This is a genomic window from Pedobacter sp. FW305-3-2-15-E-R2A2 (assembly GCF_038446955.1).
In the GTDB taxonomy this organism is placed as follows: domain Bacteria; phylum Bacteroidota; class Bacteroidia; order Sphingobacteriales; family Sphingobacteriaceae; genus Pedobacter.
Genome location: NZ_CP151803.1, coordinates 7,391,078 through 7,407,319, shown reverse-complemented (window position 1 = coordinate 7,407,319; position 16,242 = coordinate 7,391,078). Strand labels below are relative to the sequence as shown.

Genomic DNA, 16,242 nt, shown 5'->3' with positions numbered 1-16,242 from the left:
ACCTATCATTTAAACAAATAACCAAATATGTTACCTCAGAAAACTATTCCGGCAAACAAATTTTCCCCATCGTAACCGAAGGTACTCCTTCCCGGTTTCCGAAGTTAGTTTGCTCTCCCACAAGCGTTTCATTAGCAAGAACAGCAAAAAGCACGGCCTCTTTTGCATCGGGATTGATGTCCAGATCGTCTGTGGTATAAAATGCTGCCTTTGGCAAGCCATTCCTCAGGGCCGCGACCAACAAAGGATTGTGCATCCCGCCTCCACTCATAAATATCGAAGGTGTTTCAGCCTGACCGAAACATTTCTCTACCGCAGCCACAATCACTGTCGCAGAAAAACGACATAAAGTAGCCAGAATATCCTCGTTGCGCAGTCCTTTCGTTCCGGACCTTTCCTGGGCCTCCTCGAGATAAGAAAGATTGAAAAGTTCCGGACCTGTTGTTTTTGGAAAATCTGCACTTAAAAACGCAGCCTGCATCAACGCTGTGAGCAAATCTGCATTTACCTCCCCGGTACTTGCAATTGCTGCGTTTTCATCGAAATACAAGCCTTCATAATGTTTTTGAATAAACTGGTCCATCAGCGTATTGCCTGGTCCGACATCAGTAGAGAATACCTTCGAAGCATCGTTATCTGCCGGCAGGTAGGTGAAATTGGCAATGCCTCCGATGTTCAGCATAATGCGGTCTTCCCCTTTTTTGGAGAACAATAAATAATCCCCATAAACAGCCAAAGGAGCACCTTCTCCACCCGCAGCGATGTGTTTTTGTCGAAAATCACTAATGGTGATGATGCCGGTCTTAACCGCAATATGATCTCCATCTCCAATTTGAAGAGTGGCATTTGGATAAGCAGACAGGCCATGCAATGATGCCGGAGCATGGAAAATCGTTTGCCCGTGACTGGCGATGACATCCACCTCTTCAGGCTTTCTTCCCCAGGATTTCAGCGCCGCCAAAATCAGCTCTGCGTGAAGCAATCCAATCTTTTCATTCATCAGACAGACCATTTGCAAATCTGCATCTCTCCTGGAAAAAATAGATTTCACTTCTGCTTTTAAAGCATTGTCGTAAGGAATGGTGCTAAACTCCAGTACCCTGACCTTCGTTTCCGCCCCCTTGCCCTGAATAGCGCAAAGCGCGATATCCAGACCGTCTAATGAGGTTCCCGACATTAATCCGATGATCAGGCGTTCCTGCTTTTCCAGTATTTGAAATATTCTTTTCCAGTTTGAATTCATAGCCGCAATTAATGAGTTTAACACGATAAACAAAAGTAAACAATCCCGACAGGAGATTTCCAGGGCCCTGGTCGAAAACAAGTTTATTTGCAAATACCGAAAATCAATGCTGATCCGCAACAAAAAACAAAAATCCGGACCGATTTCGTAAAAAATTAATCAAAACCCTTGCAAAAACTACCAAATTCACAAAAAAGACCTCCTCAAATTATCGATTTTAAACAAAAAACCGCTTCGGGTTAAAAAACTTTGATTAAGTCAATAGAGTCACTATATTTACTGCTCCGTACAAAATTTAAGAACAATTAAATGGCAAGATTAAATCTTCTGGAAGAAACGCGCTTTGAAAAACTGCCCGTTTCTGTCTTTGAAAATCCTAAAGCAGCATCTTTAAGTGTTGCTCACCGCATCGGGGACCTTATTAAAGAAAAACAAAAGAACAATTCCAAGGCTGTCTTAGGCCTAGCTACCGGAGCTACACCAATAGCGGTGTACGCGGAATTAGTTAGAATGCATAAGGAAGAAGGTTTGAGCTTTAAAAACGTAATCACGTTCAATCTCGACGAGTACTACCCTATGCAACCAGATGCTGCACAGAGCTATGTATCTTTCATGAATGAGCATTTGTTTGATCATATCGATATTGATAAAAACAATGTTAACATTCCTGATGGAACACTAAAACTGGAAGATATTCCTGCTTTCTGTCTGAACTACGAAAAGAAAATCACTGAAGTAGGTGGATTAGACATCCAGATTCTGGGTATCGGTCGTACTGGTCACATTGGTTTCAATGAGCCGGGATCAGCACCAAACTCAGGAACACGTTTGGTAACCCTGGATGATCTGACAAGAAGAGATGCAGCCAGAGATTTCGGTGGTAAATCTTTTGTTCCGACAAAAGCCATTACCATGGGTATCGGTACCATTTTCAAAGCCCGTGAAATCATCCTGATGGCATGGAACAAGAAGAAAGCGTCCATCATCAAAAAAGCAGTAGAAGGCGAAATCTCAAGTGAAGTTCCGGCTACTTACTTACAATTATCTGATCATGTTGAGTTTATTCTAGATCAGGATGCAGCTTCTCAACTGACCCGTTTTGATACACCATGGTTGGTAAAAGATTGTGTATGGGACGACGTACTCACCAGAAAAGCAGTAATCTGGCTGGCAAACACACTCAGCAAACCGATCCTTAAACTTACTGAAGACGACTTCAATAACAATGGCATGGCTCAGCTGGCTGTTGAAAAAGGCCCTGTATACAACATCAACATTCATATTTTCAATAAATTACAACATACCATCACCGGATGGCCGGGAGGTAAACCAAACGCAGATGATTCTCAAAGACCTGAGCGTGCGGAACCTGCGAAAAAACGTGTGGTGATCTTCTCTCCACACCCTGATGATGATGTGATCTCTATGGGGGGTACTTTTATCCGCCTGGTAGATCAGAAACATGATGTACATGTTGCTTATCAAACTTCCGGAAATACAGCAGTATGGGATGATGATGCACTTCGATTCGTAGAATTCAACATCGATTTCTCTGAAAAAATGGGAATGGGCCAACAGGGAATGAAAGACCTGTACCAGAACATGCGTAAGTTCATCGAAAAGAAACAGCCTAACCAGGTAGATACTCCGGAGATCCAATCCGTAAAAGGACTGATCAGAAAAGGAGAAGCAATTGCTGGCGCAAGGTATTGCGGATTAGAAGATGATCATATCCATTTCATGGCACTTCCTTTCTATGAAAGTGGTAAAAACCAGAAAAATCCGGTTACAGAGAAAGATATCGAACTGACCATGGAGCTGTTACAAAAGATCAAACCAGAGCAGGTATTTGCTGCCGGAGATTTTGAAGATCCACATGGTACACACATCGTATGTTTTAACATCATCTTAGCTGCTTTGCAAAGATTGGCAAAAACAGAAAGCTGGGTGAAAGATTGCTGGTTATGGTTATACCGTGGTGCATGGTTGGAGTTTGAGACCTATGAGATCGAAATGGCTGTTCCATTGAGTCCGCAGGAAGTAGAGCGCAAGAAATTCGCCATCTTTAAACACCAATCGCAAAAAGACCGCGCCGTATTCCCTGGTGATGATGCAAGGGAATTCTGGGAAAGAGCTGAAGACAGAAACAGAGAAACTGCCCAGGCTTACGACAACCTGGGATTAGCTGAATATGAGGCGATGGAAGCCTTTGTTCGTTACAAGTTTTAAATTATATTTATAGCCGCTACTGTTCAAAAAGTAGCGGCTTTTTTGTTTTAAAACCATTGATATGACCTCTTCTCCAAGCCTGCAGGATGCCCCTGTCAGATTACTGTCTCTAGATTTTTTTAGGGGTGCAACCGTTGCAGCCATGATCCTGGTGAACAATCCCGGAGACTGGGGGAATATATATGCGCCTTTAGAACACGCCAACTGGAATGGCTGTACACCAACAGACCTGATTTTTCCGTTTTTCCTGTTTATCGTAGGGGTTTCCATTGCTTATGCCATGGGCAGTAAGAAAACAGATCCGGCCACACATCAAAAGACAATTCTCAAAGCAGTAAAAAGAGCACTGACCTTATTTGCCCTGGGTTTATTCCTTTCCTTATTCCCAAAAGTATTTACCGACCCGATAGCCGCCTTCCAACATGTCCGCATTCCGGGCGTATTACAACGCATCGCGATCGTTTTCCTGATCTCTTCCATTATCTTTTTGAAGACCTCTGAAAAAAACATCTTTAGAATCATGATCATTCTCCTGGCGGGATACTGGGCAGTCATGACCTTTATCCCTGTCCCAGGTGTAGGATATGCAAATCTGGAGAAAGAAACAAATTTAGGCGCATGGATAGACCGTGGTCTCCTTACCGAAGCACACCTCTGGAAATCTTCAAAAACATGGGACCCTGAAGGATTACTGAGTACCATTCCGGCAATTGCGACCGGCTTATTCGGAGTTCTTGTTGGCGTTTACCTGAAACGTAAAGACCTTGAGGCCGCCACCAAAATAGCCTGGTTATTTTCCGCAGGATGCCTTGCTGTTGCCCTCGGACTCATTTGGGACTTACAGTTCCCCATCAACAAACAACTCTGGACCAGCTCATTTGTATTGTATACCGGTGGCCTGGCAACGGTAATTCTCGCGCTATGCTACTGGATCATAGACATCCAGCAATACAACCGATTCACCAAACCCTTTGTCGTTTATGGCGTCAATGCCATTACCGTATTTTTCCTTTCCGGCTTAATCCCACGCATCCTGCACATGATTAAACTAAATCAGCCTGACGGAAGCCAGATTGATCTTCAGGCCTGGTTATATTCCGGTTTTACCGCCAGCTTTTCACCGGTCAACGCCTCTCTGGCCTGGGCGGTTACCTTTATTCTCTTCTGGTTGGTGATTCTTTGGGTGATGTACATCAAGAAAATCATTATAAAAGTTTAACGCCTTAACCTATTAAGACTCCTTAACATTTATTAACATTTTATTATGGATCATATCTGCTGATTCTTCGCATATTTATCCTCGTCAATTATTAAACAAAATTTAAATAGTTTCTTAATTTAGCAAAACTTATTATCTATCCATCCTGAAGCCATCAATAATATACCGCTCATACACAGCAATGTGTCTGCTCATAGGGGCTTCTTATCCATAAAAAAACAAACAATTACCAATGAAAAAGAACCTTCAGATTCTGGCCATAGGACTTGTTGCTCAACTGGCTGTTTACAGTCCGGGTTATGCACAAAAGAAACCTGTTGCCACAAAAAAATCAACAACCGTTCAAAAACACGACGGCAATGTCATTCCGAATGACCCTAATGTAAAAATAGGTAAGCTTGCCAATGGCCTGACTTATTACATCAGAAAAAATACGGAGCCTAAAAAAAGGGCAGAACTTTACCTGGCTACCCGCATTGGTTCCTTAATGGAAAATGACGACCAGCAGGGACTGGCGCATTTTACGGAACATATGGCCTTTAATGGTTCTAAAGATTTTCCAAAGAACGAAATGATCAATTACCTGCAAAGAGCAGGGGTACGTTTCGGTGCCGACCTGAATGCCTATACCGGTTTCAACCAAACGGTCTACCAATTGCCGATCCCTACAGATAGTGCAGAAGTATTCAAATCCGGATTTAAAATCCTGGCCAACTGGGCAGGAAAAATCATCATGGAAGGTGAAGAAATTGACAAAGAACGTGGTGTCATCATCGAAGAAGACCGCCAGCGTGGAAAAAATGCACAGGAAAGAATGAGCAAGCAATTGTTACCCCTGTTATTGAAAGGCTCCCGTTATGAAAACCGCTTGCCAATCGGTAAAATAGAGCTGCTTAAAACATTTAAGCACGATAAAATCAGGGACTTCTACAAAGACTGGTACAGACCAAACCTTCAGGCAGTCATTGCAGTGGGTGACTTTGATGTCAATGAAGTAGAACAATTGATTAAGCAGAATTTCTCTGAACTGACAAATCCCGCAAATCCAAGACCTCGTTTGGCCTATGATCTTCCCGACAATAAGGAGCCATTGCTGAAAGTCATTACCGATCCTGAACAGCCTTACAACGTCGCGATGGTAATCTATAAACAACGTGGCGGGGTCACTAAAACAACAGCAGATTTCAGGAAAAGCCTGGCGTATAATATGATCAACAGTATGTTGAGCGCAAGGTTCCAGGAAATTCTTCAAAAAGGAAATGCTCCTTTCCTATTTGCCCAAACGAGTTTTGGTCCTTACCAGGGCGGTTTAGTCTCAAACATAAATGCTTTCCAAACCACGGTAGTTTCAAGCACCGGTGCGACATTGGAAAAAGCACTGACCGCAGGACTTGCAGAGAATGAACGCATGAGTAAATTCGGGTTCCTACAGTCGGAACTTGATGTCGTAAAGAAAAATATCGCTGCCGGTAATGAGCAACGCCTGAAAGAAAAAGATAAAACACCTTCTTCCAGCTTTGTTCAGAAATACCTGAACAACTTCCTGGAAGGAAGCAGCATCGCATCCACAGAATATGCTTATGAATTAACGAACAAAACTTTGTCGCAAATTACATTGGCAGAAGTAAATGCCCTTGCAAAAACATTGATCACGAAAGAAAACCGCATCATCGTCGTTCAGGCTCCGGAAAAAGACAAAGCAACACTTCCTACAGAGGCGCAATTACTTGCTGCTTTACAAAATGCAGGTAAGGGTATAACTGCTTATGTAGACAATTCTGTAAATAAGCCGCTCTTAGAGAAAAAACCTACCGCAGGTAAAATCCTTACCGAAAAGAAAGTTGAGGTCATAGGCGCCACCGAATTGACGCTGAGCAATGGAATAAAAGTAATATTAAAGCCTACTGATTTCAAAAATGATCAAATCATTTTCAGCTCTTTCTCTAAAGGAGGAACCTCTTTAGCCGGAAATGACGATTATCAATCTGCAGAAATGGTGAGTTTGATCAGCCAAAGTGGCGTTGGAGAATTTAATCCTACACAACTCAACAAGTTACTTGCAGGAAACACAGGAAGTGCCGGTTCTTATGTAAGTGAACTATATCAGGGTTTCAGTGGCAGTGCTGCTCCAAGAGACCTGGAAACAGCTTTCCAATTGGTTTATGCTTATGCGACCAACCCGAGAAAAGATGTAGACATCTTTAACAAGAACATCAGCGACTATAAAGTGGTCCTGGCCAACAAAAGCGCCAGCCCTTCCAGCGTATTTGCAGATACGGTACAGGCAGTACTGGCTTCCTACAATAAACGCGGAATGCCGACTACCCTTGCTGATCTGGACAAGATCTCCCTGGACAAAGCATTCGCTTTCTATAAAGACCGCTTTGCGGACCTTGGGGAACAAACCTTTGTCTTCGTTGGTAATTTTGAAGTCGACAAGCTAAAGCCATTAATTGAAACTTATATTGCCAGCCTCCCTACGGCCAATAAAAAACAGAATTTTGTAGACAATGGGGTCAATCCTCCGGTAGGAAAGATCAGCAAAACAGTATACAAAGGACTGGAAGATAAAGCCGCAGTAGAATTATACCTGCATGGCGATTACGACTATACTCCGGAAAACAATGTACAGCTGGAAGCCCTTAAAGCAGCCCTGGAAATTAAAATCCTGGAACGTCTGCGTGAGAAAGAAAGTGGCGTTTACAGCCCGAATGTTGGCCTGAGTGTGAACAAACTCCCTAAAGCACATTACTATTTCACGATCTCCTTTAGCTGTGCAACAGCAAACGTAGAAAAACTGATTGCTGCAGCTTTAGATGAAGTAGAGAAAATTAAGGGCAGCGGAGCAACCACCGACGACATTAAGAAGTTTAAATCTGAAGAACAACGTCAGATGGAACTGAGCCTTAGAAACAACAACTACTGGTTGAACTACATCAGCAGCTGCCTGAAAAACGGGGAAGACCTGGGCTTATTTTTACAGGAAAAACAAATGATAGAAAAGGTAACCGTAGAAAGTACCAAAGCAACAGCAGAAAAATACCTGAACGAAGACAATTACATTCGTTTTGTATTGATGCCACAGAAATAAAAAAGGAGCTCTTTAATGCCAAAAAGGCCGGATGATTGATCATCCGGCCTTTTTTATGCGTGTGGCAAAAATATTATTCCTGACTGGCCAGTTCCTTTGTCTGAATCCCTACAGGGCCACTGGGATCGCTTTCGTTTTTCAAACGATCCAATGCCGTTACGAGATAATTATATCTTTTTCCTTTCTCAGTTGTCGTATCTAAAAAGAACGTGAAATCCTCAAAGCTGATCTTCAGAATGTTCTTCGCATCCAGAACATCGATCTTTTCACCTTCATTAAAACGGTAAACCACATAGCCCGATGCCGTCTCTCCGTCGCTCGCTACAAATGGCTTTTCCCATTTCAGGTGAACACCATCATTTTTAGATTCTGCACTCAGCTGTTGCGGCTTATTAGGCACGACATCATCCAGCCATGGCATTTGAGGCGGAAGGGCCGGATATCTATACAAATCATTTTTCAAGGAATCTCCCGTAGCGCGGGCTACAGTAGAAAATGATTTTGAACTGAAAAACACACTTCCCTGCACCCGGTTATTCTCCCGGATATACCTGATCTGTGAAGGGATCTGATTGGGCAGGCGCCATGCCGCTTCTCCCCGCTGATTCACCAGATAAGCAGCCTGTCCGATATAAAGATGCCTTCCATAGGTATTGTTTCCCCACCAGTCTACCAGCGTACCAAAAGGGGCAACCTTGCGTGTAAAGCTGAAATAAATCTGTGGATTGATATAATCTACCCATCCTTCTTTTACCCATTTTCTGGAATCGGCAAAAAGCTCATGGTAATTGGAAAGTCCTCTGGTCGCAGAACCCTGGCTATCCTCATTGTCGTTTTTCCAGATCCCAAAAGGACTGATCCCAAACTTCACATATTTTTTATGGTGATGAATGCTATCGTCCAGCTGTTTGATCAATAAATCGACATTATTCCTTCTCCAGTCGTTGATGTCCGTAAAGCCGTTTGAATATTTACTAAACGTAGCCTCATCATTGATCCGCTGGCCTGCAATCTTATAAGGATAAAAGTAATCATCAAAATGAATTCCATCCACATCATATCCTTTTACCACATCCAGAATTACCTGAATAATATAGTCCCTTACCTCAGGAATTCCGGGATCAAATTGTTTCTTGCCGCCATAAGTAAAAAACCAATCGGGGCGTTTTCTCGTCATATGGTCAGGACTCACCACAGTATTCACACTCATCGTTGCACGATAAGGGTTAAACCAGGCATGTAATTCCATTCCCCGTTGATGAGCTTCTTTAATCGCAAAGGCTAAAGGATCATACCCCGGTCCCGGAGATACCCCCTGCCTGCCCATCAGCCACTGGCTCCAGGGCTCCCTCGATTTCGCATAAAAAGCATCTGCTGCAGGCCTTACCTGTAACAAAATCGCATTCATTCCATTTGCTTTATGCATTTCCAAAATGCCAATCAGTTCCTGTTTTTGCTGGTCCGGACTCAACCCGGGTTTGGATGGCCAGTCAATATTCGCGACAGTCGCCACCCAGACCCCGCGAAACTCTCTTTTTGGAGCAATTTTTGATGTAGTCTGAGCGTAAAGGATCGTAGGAGTTATTATGATTAGGGATAATAGCGCATAGATAGTGGTTTTAAACATCTTATGTAGTTTGTGCTTTATTTAAATAAGTTTCATTTGTGGTCATCAGTATACACTAATATCTGAGACCCTAGCAAGTAAACGATTTTTTTTAAGGTCTCATACAAATAGGGCTTTTTTTTTGCTATTTCCTATATTTTTATACTATGTTCGCGTTTTAAACACATTTAGAGAAGAATTTAAGAAATGTCAGACCAGAATGAGATGGTGAATAAAGGAGATCGCAATAAGATTTATTTCCTGATTGTGGTTATTCTTGCACTCCTTGGCACAAATGCTTACCTGTACTTTAAAGACAGACATCAGAGTCAACGCTTTGTAACGGTGAATACCGAAAAGGACAGGTTAAAACTTGAAGTAGAAAAAATTGAAGCAGAACTCGATAAAGTAAATGCGATCAACCTCAGCCTCAGCGAAAAGCTTCAGGAGGAACAAAAACTCGCAAGAGCGAAAATTGCGGAATTGAAGCTCGCCCTTCAAAATGGGAAGCTGACGCAGGGCGACCTTCTGGTGGCACAAAAAGAAGTCAAAGAGCTCCGGGAATTTGTAAAGAACTATAGTGAAGAGATCATCCGTCTGGAGAAGGAAAATACCTCGCTGAGGACGGAAAGAGACAGCCTAAAGGAATTTGCCTACACAGCCAATCAGAAAGCCCGGGACCTGGAGAAAAAAAACACCGCATTAAAAGAAAAAGTTAAAACCGGTGCCGCTCTGAAGGCCGGCAATGTACAAGTGATTGCTTATAAAGTTAAAAATAGCGGTAAAAATGTCGAGGTAACCCGTGCCAGTACCGCAAAGAAGCTCAGTGTATCCTTCACGATCGTTCCAAATCAACTGGCTCAAAAAGATTATCATAAGATTTATTTAAGGGTATTTGATCCTGCGGGTAACCTGATTGCCGATGGAGAAAATCTGTTTGAAGCAGATGGAGAACAGATGCAATACAGCTCTTCTACGTCCATATCTTATAATGACGACAGTACTTCCTACACCATGGACTGGGTGAACCCTAATCCTTTTATTAAGGGCATTTACTCCATTATTTTATACACTGATGGTTTCACTATGGGGAAAGCTACAATTTCCTTAAGATAAAGGGAAACTCAGATAAAAGGTAGTTCCTATCTCCGCAAAAGACTTAAAGGATACAGTACCCCCGGCGTTTTCTACCGCCTGTTTCACAAATGCAAGTCCTAAACCTGTTCCCGACGATTTGGTCGTGAAATTAGGAACAAAGATCTTATCCTGCTGATCAGGGTCAATTCCCTTCCCATTATCTTCTACCTCCACAAATACGTTTTCCTCATCGTTCATCAGGTTGATTTTAATCACACACCTGGATTCGGGATCTGCAGCCTCAATGGCATTTTTAAGCAGGTTATTAAAGGTTCGCAGCAGCTGATCTTTATCTCCAAGCACGGTCACTTCCAGTAGGGTATGGTTAAAGATGTAAATCTCTACATTTTGTGTATTGGTAAAAACATCCCTTGCCTGTTGAATAATCGGAAGCAAGACGAGTTTTTCCAGTTTGGTATCCGGCATCTTCGCAAAATTAGAGAACTCAGAAGCAATCGATGCCAGACTATCGATCTGCTCTATAAATGATTTATTAAACCGCTCAAATTTCTTCTCAAAATTAGGGTCTTGTTCTCTCCAGGACTTCTCCAGCAACTGCACCCCAAGCTTTAGCGGTGTCAAAGGGTTTTTGATCTCATGCGCCACCTGTTTCGCCATCTCCCGCCAGGCAATCTCCCGCTCTGAACGGGCAAGTTTACTGGCACTTTCTTCCAGCGCAGCAATCATTTTATTGTATTCCTTGATCAAAGAGCCAATCTCATCATGACGGGACCACTGGATAGGCTGATTTTTCTGCCCCAGTTTCGTCTTTCTGATGCTGTCCTGAATGAAAGTAAGCGGACTGGTAATCTGATTGGCCAGAAATACCGCAAGGATTCCTATCGCCACAAAGACCAGGGCATATATGTTAATCAGCGTATTGATGTAAAGTCCAATTTTACGTTGATAATCTGCTTCATTTGCATAATAAGGCAATCCGATATAAGCAACCGTCTCGTTCATTGAATTCCGGATCGGCGCATAAGCAGAGGAGTAGGTAAAATCTCCGATGCGCTCATTGGGATCGATATATTCAGACCGTTGCATCTGGCTGAGGTAGATGTAAGCATCAGCCCCCATTTTACGCCCTATGATCCCAAAATCATAAATCCTGGGTAAAGAAGTATACAAAAGGTTTCCCTGTACGTCAAAGAGGTTTAAATAGGCCGCATTGATATCCGCAAACTGATTGAAATCCCGGATAGATCCATCACTGATCTTTGGAACACCGGAATTAAAAATACTTTTCTCATAAGAAAGCTGCACTTTTCTAATTTTCTCCTGGATAAAGTCTTCCTGTTGCCTGCGGTATTCATCCCTGATGTAGAAATAGGTAGTCCAGCCCACAATCAATAAAGTCGCGACTACGGAAAGGACAATAGAAAACTGAATCCTGGTCTTATACAGGATCTTGTTCGCATTAATCATCAGGGAACGGTTGATGTTAAACCAGCCTCCCCAACTCTCATCAATATTCCTCAACACCCAGATCAGGGAGTATAAAGTGACCGAAAAAATGATAAAGACCAGAAAGAAGAAAGACAGTGTCGCTAAACGAACCACATAAGACACCTTTTCCTTGCTTACCACGATCATTTTGGAAGCAATTGGCATATACACCAGGTGGGTATATCCGAGGCTGTCTGTGATGATCTGAGGCTTTTTAGGCTCTGCCCGGAATTCTGAACCGGAAAGCTTATAGGTATATTTCCCCGATTGATTGGCCAGTCTGCCGTAATTGTAGAAAGCAAAGGAATAATTGCTGTAATCATCCTCACTTTTATTCTTACGGTCGATCAGGATATCCGGAAGCTGGCTATTGTAATTGTATTGCTGGGATTTAAGTTCAATCACCAGCGTACCCAAAATATGATTATCCTGAAAAATAGGGATGATCCCAAAGTAATTCTGATACCCGAACGTATCGTTCAGGCGGTAAAAGAAATTAGATTCCGAAGCTTTTACCGAGCCAGACTGCACGAGTTTTTTATAATAACTCAAAGGCACCCCTTGTCCATTGATCGAAGAGTCCAGGTTATTGTATTCGTAAAGATTGTATTCAAACTTGGAGAGGTATCCCCCAAGAAACTGTTTATTGATATGTCTTTGTAAAATATCAGACCTCCTCAAGGCGGGTTGCTTAAAATAATCGGCGACAAAACTGTCTGTATAAATGCCAACTTCAAGACTTTCAATAGAACTGATGATCTTTGGGTCATCTGTAGATTCCAGCTTCTGAGCAATGGTATACCGTTTAATTTTCTCCTTGGAATCGATAAATTTCAGGTATTTTAAGGAAGACATAAAAGCCAGACAAAAGAATATCGCCGTAAATACCCCGATGGAAAACCGGTTGTTCTTTACGTATACGTTCCAGCCGACGATAAAAATAAAGAAGGCATATACGATAAAAAAGACGTTGAACGTTGTGGCCAGTCTGTAGATCAGATAACCTGCAAAGACCAATAAAAACAAGATCAAACGCTCTTTATTGGTCACATTCAACGGCCTGGTCTGCTCCAGAAAGATAATGATGACCAGGTAGATGTTAAACCAGACCAGGCACAGGATCACAATACTGATCCAGCTGATCCAACCCAGATTGATGATATTGGTAATGTCAAAATTGATCTTAGAGTTGATGATGAGTCCCAGAAAGATCTGATCACTCATAAAAGCCATTAAGCCAAAGATGACGAGCAACACAAAATAAAGCAGCAATCCCGCCAGCTTACTCCTGACCAGCCAGGAAGGTAACTCATACTGTCCTCTATGCTTATAGACAAAATAAACCAGCCAGGTTAGCGCAATCACATTGAGCAGGAAATCGCCCAAAGAGGGCAAAAGAAAACTCTCCCCGTAAATGGTCGGACTGAAGATCAACAGGTTAAACTGATGATTGAACCAGCCATATTCCAGATCGGTTACCCTTAACGTGACGAAAAACAGCGCCAGAAGTAAGGTTGCCGGAACGAGATTTCCTCTTTTTGCCAGCCATACACAGAAGGAATTGAAGAACAAACAGATACTAAAAATTCCAATAGCCCAAAGCCAAACTTCTATAGCGGCATAAATACTTTTAGAATATCCCTGTTTCAGCTTGACCTCAAACAACAAGGTTCCGTCAAACTTATTAATGCCATACACCTCTGTATCGGTAAAAGAAGCGAGGGACAAAGAGTTAGAGGGCAACAGGTATGGAGAAATGTCATTGCTGAGAAACTGATTCTGAATCCCATACTGGCTTTTTACCTCGATCAGAAACACCAGCGCATAGTTTCCCCTGGTTTTCCGGATCACCTCATACCAGCCATTGGGCAGTTGTAAAAAAGAAGAACCCTCTTTGATCCCATCCAGGCCGGTTGGAAATGCCGTAAAAGAACTCCAGAACTTTAGTTCGGAGTTCTCATAAGTCAGCAGGTTAATCCCGATGTTCCGATAGAAATTGATAAAATCAAGTCCGTATTTCTCATTCAGGTGGAACTGTTTTGCCTGCTCAATCCGCTGTGGATCTGAAAGGAAATCATAAACAATGTCTTCCTTTTGATGCAGGTTTTCCTGAAGTTCAGCGGCTTCGTGGGTAAGTAAGTCTTTTTTACTGATCGTGTTTTTTAAAGACAGGGCCGTACCAATACAGCAAGCCCCCAGTATCAACAATAAAAATCTGATTTTACCCGCGATGCTCACGTTAATATTAAGCTGTAGTAGTTGCGGAAGTAGTTGCAGAACTGGTTGGAATTGCCCTGTTCACCTTTTTTACAAGGCCTTGTAAGACATTTCCGGGACCAACCTCAACAAATTCAGCAGCGCCATCAGCAATCATACTTTCAATCGTTTGTGTCCATTTCACCGCTCCGGTTAACTGTGTAATCAGATTGGCTTTTATTTTAGCAGGGTCTGTATTCGGAGTCGGATCTACATTCTGATAAATCGGACATACCGGAGAAAGAACCGTTACATTTTCGATCGCTTCCTGTAGTTCTACTCTCGCAGGCTCCATTAACGGAGAATGGAAAGCACCACCTACATTGAGCTTCAAGGCGCGTTTTGCTCCGGCCTCTGTTAATTTCTGACAAGCGATGTCTACTCCTTCAATGCTTCCGGAGATCACTATTTGTCCCGGACAGTTATAATTAGCCGCCACCACAACTTCGTCAATCTCCGCACAGATGTTTTCTACCACTTCATCGGCAAGGCCTAAAATAGCCGCCATCGTAGAAGGCTGCAATTCGCAGGCTTTCTGCATGGCATTCGCTCTGGCAATCACCAGTCTTAAACCATCTTCGAAGGATAAAGCCGATGCCGCTACCAATGCAGAGAATTCTCCCAAAGAGTGACCTGCCACCATATCCGGCTTAAAGTTGTCACCTAAAGTTTTGGCCAGGATCACCGAATGAAGGAAAATAGCCGGTTGAGTTACCTTGGTTTCTTTAAGCTCTTCATCAGTTCCGGAGAACATGATGTCACTGATGCGGAAACCAATGATCTCATTTGCTTTTTCAAACAGTTCTTTAGCGACTTCATTTTCGTACAATTCTTTACCCATGCCCGAAAACTGAGCGCCTTGTCCTGGAAATATATATGCTTTCATTTTTATGCTTAGTGTAATTGGTTAGTGTAAGTTGGCAGTGATTAACCTCAAAAACTCTGCCCTAGTTTTATCTTTCGCAAATTCTCCCGTAAAAGCAGAGGTGGTGGTCACCGAATTTTGCTTCTGAATTCCGCGCATGGCCATGCATAAGTGCTTACACTCAATCACAACGGCTACTCCTGCAGGGTTCAAAGTTTCCTGAATACAATCTCTGATTTCATTTGTTAAACGTTCCTGTACCTGCAAACGACGGGCGAATGCATCCACAATTCTCGGGATCTTGCTCAGTCCAACGATATGACCGTTTGGAATATAGGCCACATGTGCCTTACCAAAAAATGGCAACATATGGTGCTCGCACATCGAGAAAACCTCGATATCCTTCACCACAACCATTTGGCTGTAATCTTCTTTAAACATCGCTCCTTTAAGGATCGCTGCCGGATCAAGGTCGTAACCATGAGTCAGGTATTGTAATGCCTTAGCCACGCGCTCAGGCGTTTTGATCAAACCCTCACGGGAAGGATCCTCACCCAACTGAGTTAAGATATCGGAATAATGATTGGCTACGGAAGCAATCTTACCTTCGTTATAACGGTCTATTTTGATGTAGCCGTTCTCTGTTTCATCTAGATGATCTGTATGATTATTATTCATGTCTAAAGGTTATTAACCGAAGTACTCCACAAAGTTGTTTTCAGTTTCGTAAATTTTTATGCAATGAAGTTTTGCACCCGACTCTTCGATAAAGGGCAGCAATTCATCCCATATGGCAATCGCTAAATTTTCTGTTGAGGCCAGTTTACCTTTCATGAAGTCAACATCAAGATTCAGGTTCCTGTGGTCAATTTTATCTACGACATAAGTATTGGTCACATCTTTCAACCACTTCAGGTCTACAAGAAAGCCTGTTTCAGGGTTAATTTCCCCTTTAACAGTCACATACAACTGATAGTTGTGTCCATGCCAATTTGGATTGGCACATTTTCCGTAAACTTCTGTGTTTTTATCTTCAGACCAATCAGGTCTTGACAATTTATGCGCAGCGTTAAATGATGCTTTTCTGGTTATGTATATCATTCTCTGTTATATTGTTGACAAATATACGCAGAAAGCTTAAAGTAGA

The 16,242-nt window shown here is 42.5% G+C and carries 10 protein-coding genes; 4 read left to right on the top strand and 6 right to left on the bottom strand.

Going from position 1 to position 16,242, the window contains the following annotated elements:
* Positions 1 to 43: 43 nt before the first annotated feature.
* On the bottom strand, positions 44 to 1,243 hold the full coding sequence (locus AAFF35_RS30245) for an anhydro-N-acetylmuramic acid kinase (RefSeq protein WP_342330162.1): 1,200 nt from the start codon (positions 1,241 to 1,243) through the stop codon (positions 44 to 46).
* 309 nt (positions 1,244 to 1,552) lie between these two features.
* On the opposite strand from AAFF35_RS30245, the gene nagB reads away from it, so the two are divergent.
* The 3 genes from nagB (at position 1,553) to AAFF35_RS30230 (ending at position 7,782) form a co-directional block, all read left to right on the top strand.
* The gene (gene nagB / locus AAFF35_RS30240) at positions 1,553 to 3,472 is read left to right on the top strand and encodes a glucosamine-6-phosphate deaminase (protein WP_342330161.1); all 1,920 of its coding nucleotides are present in this window, start codon (positions 1,553 to 1,555) and stop codon (positions 3,470 to 3,472) included.
* Positions 3,473 to 3,533: 61 nt separating this feature from the next.
* Positions 3,534 to 4,691: a DUF5009 domain-containing protein gene (locus AAFF35_RS30235; RefSeq protein ID WP_342330160.1), complete on the top strand. Its 1,158-nt coding sequence runs from the start codon at positions 3,534 to 3,536 to the stop codon at positions 4,689 to 4,691.
* A gap of 232 nt (positions 4,692 to 4,923) precedes the next feature.
* Positions 4,924 to 7,782, top strand: a complete 2,859-nt coding sequence (locus AAFF35_RS30230) for an insulinase family protein (protein WP_342330159.1) — start codon at positions 4,924 to 4,926, stop codon at positions 7,780 to 7,782.
* 73 nt (positions 7,783 to 7,855) lie between these two features.
* On the opposite strand, the gene AAFF35_RS30225 is transcribed toward AAFF35_RS30230, so the two are convergent.
* The gene (locus AAFF35_RS30225; protein WP_342330158.1) at positions 7,856 to 9,409 is read right to left on the bottom strand and encodes a family 10 glycosylhydrolase; all 1,554 of its coding nucleotides are present in this window, start codon (positions 9,407 to 9,409) and stop codon (positions 7,856 to 7,858) included.
* Between the two features lie 186 nt (positions 9,410 to 9,595).
* Between AAFF35_RS30225 and AAFF35_RS30220 the strand changes: the two genes are divergently transcribed.
* Positions 9,596 to 10,504, top strand: coding sequence for a hypothetical protein (locus tag AAFF35_RS30220; RefSeq protein WP_342330157.1), 909 nt, complete (start codon positions 9,596 to 9,598; stop codon positions 10,502 to 10,504).
* Here AAFF35_RS30220 and AAFF35_RS30215 read toward each other — a convergent pair.
* Genes AAFF35_RS30215 through AAFF35_RS30200 form a run of 4 tightly spaced genes read right to left on the bottom strand, consistent with a single transcriptional unit; the run spans position 10,496 to position 16,196 of the window.
* Positions 10,496 to 14,182 carry a HAMP domain-containing sensor histidine kinase gene (locus AAFF35_RS30215; protein WP_342330156.1) on the bottom strand — a complete coding sequence of 1,229 codons (3,687 nt, stop codon included), beginning with the start codon at positions 14,180 to 14,182 and terminating at the stop codon, positions 10,496 to 10,498. The two genes, AAFF35_RS30220 and AAFF35_RS30215, sit on opposite strands and share 9 nt — an antisense overlap.
* Before the next feature lie 37 nt (positions 14,183 to 14,219).
* Entirely contained in the window at positions 14,220 to 15,116 is an 897-nt protein-coding gene (gene fabD / locus AAFF35_RS30210; RefSeq protein ID WP_342330155.1) for an ACP S-malonyltransferase, read from the bottom strand.
* Positions 15,117 to 15,137: 21 nt separating this feature from the next.
* Positions 15,138 to 15,773: a GTP cyclohydrolase I FolE gene (folE, locus tag AAFF35_RS30205; RefSeq protein WP_124585819.1), complete on the bottom strand. Its 636-nt coding sequence runs from the start codon at positions 15,771 to 15,773 to the stop codon at positions 15,138 to 15,140.
* A gap of 12 nt (positions 15,774 to 15,785) precedes the next feature.
* Positions 15,786 to 16,196: a 6-carboxytetrahydropterin synthase gene (locus tag AAFF35_RS30200; RefSeq protein WP_074613030.1), complete on the bottom strand. Its 411-nt coding sequence runs from the start codon at positions 16,194 to 16,196 to the stop codon at positions 15,786 to 15,788.
* Positions 16,197 to 16,242: the final 46 nt, after the last annotated feature.

Excerpts from the sequence above, each read along its gene's own strand:
- AAFF35_RS30200 (WP_074613030.1), bottom strand. The coding sequence starts at position 16,196 with ATGATATACATAACCAGAAAAGCATCATTTAACGCTGCGCATAAATTG.
- AAFF35_RS30220 (WP_342330157.1), top strand. The coding sequence starts at position 9,596 with ATGTCAGACCAGAATGAGATGGTGAATAAAGGAGATCGCAATAAGATT.
- AAFF35_RS30245 (WP_342330162.1), bottom strand. The coding sequence starts at position 1,243 with ATGAATTCAAACTGGAAAAGAATATTTCAAATACTGGAAAAGCAGGAA.
- nagB (WP_342330161.1), top strand. The coding sequence starts at position 1,553 with ATGGCAAGATTAAATCTTCTGGAAGAAACGCGCTTTGAAAAACTGCCC.
- AAFF35_RS30235 (WP_342330160.1), top strand. The coding sequence starts at position 3,534 with ATGACCTCTTCTCCAAGCCTGCAGGATGCCCCTGTCAGATTACTGTCT.
- AAFF35_RS30230 (WP_342330159.1), top strand. The coding sequence starts at position 4,924 with ATGAAAAAGAACCTTCAGATTCTGGCCATAGGACTTGTTGCTCAACTG.
- fabD (WP_342330155.1), bottom strand. The coding sequence starts at position 15,116 with ATGAAAGCATATATATTTCCAGGACAAGGCGCTCAGTTTTCGGGCATG.
- folE (WP_124585819.1), bottom strand. The coding sequence starts at position 15,773 with ATGAATAATAATCATACAGATCATCTAGATGAAACAGAGAACGGCTAC.
- AAFF35_RS30225 (WP_342330158.1), bottom strand. The coding sequence starts at position 9,409 with ATGTTTAAAACCACTATCTATGCGCTATTATCCCTAATCATAATAACT.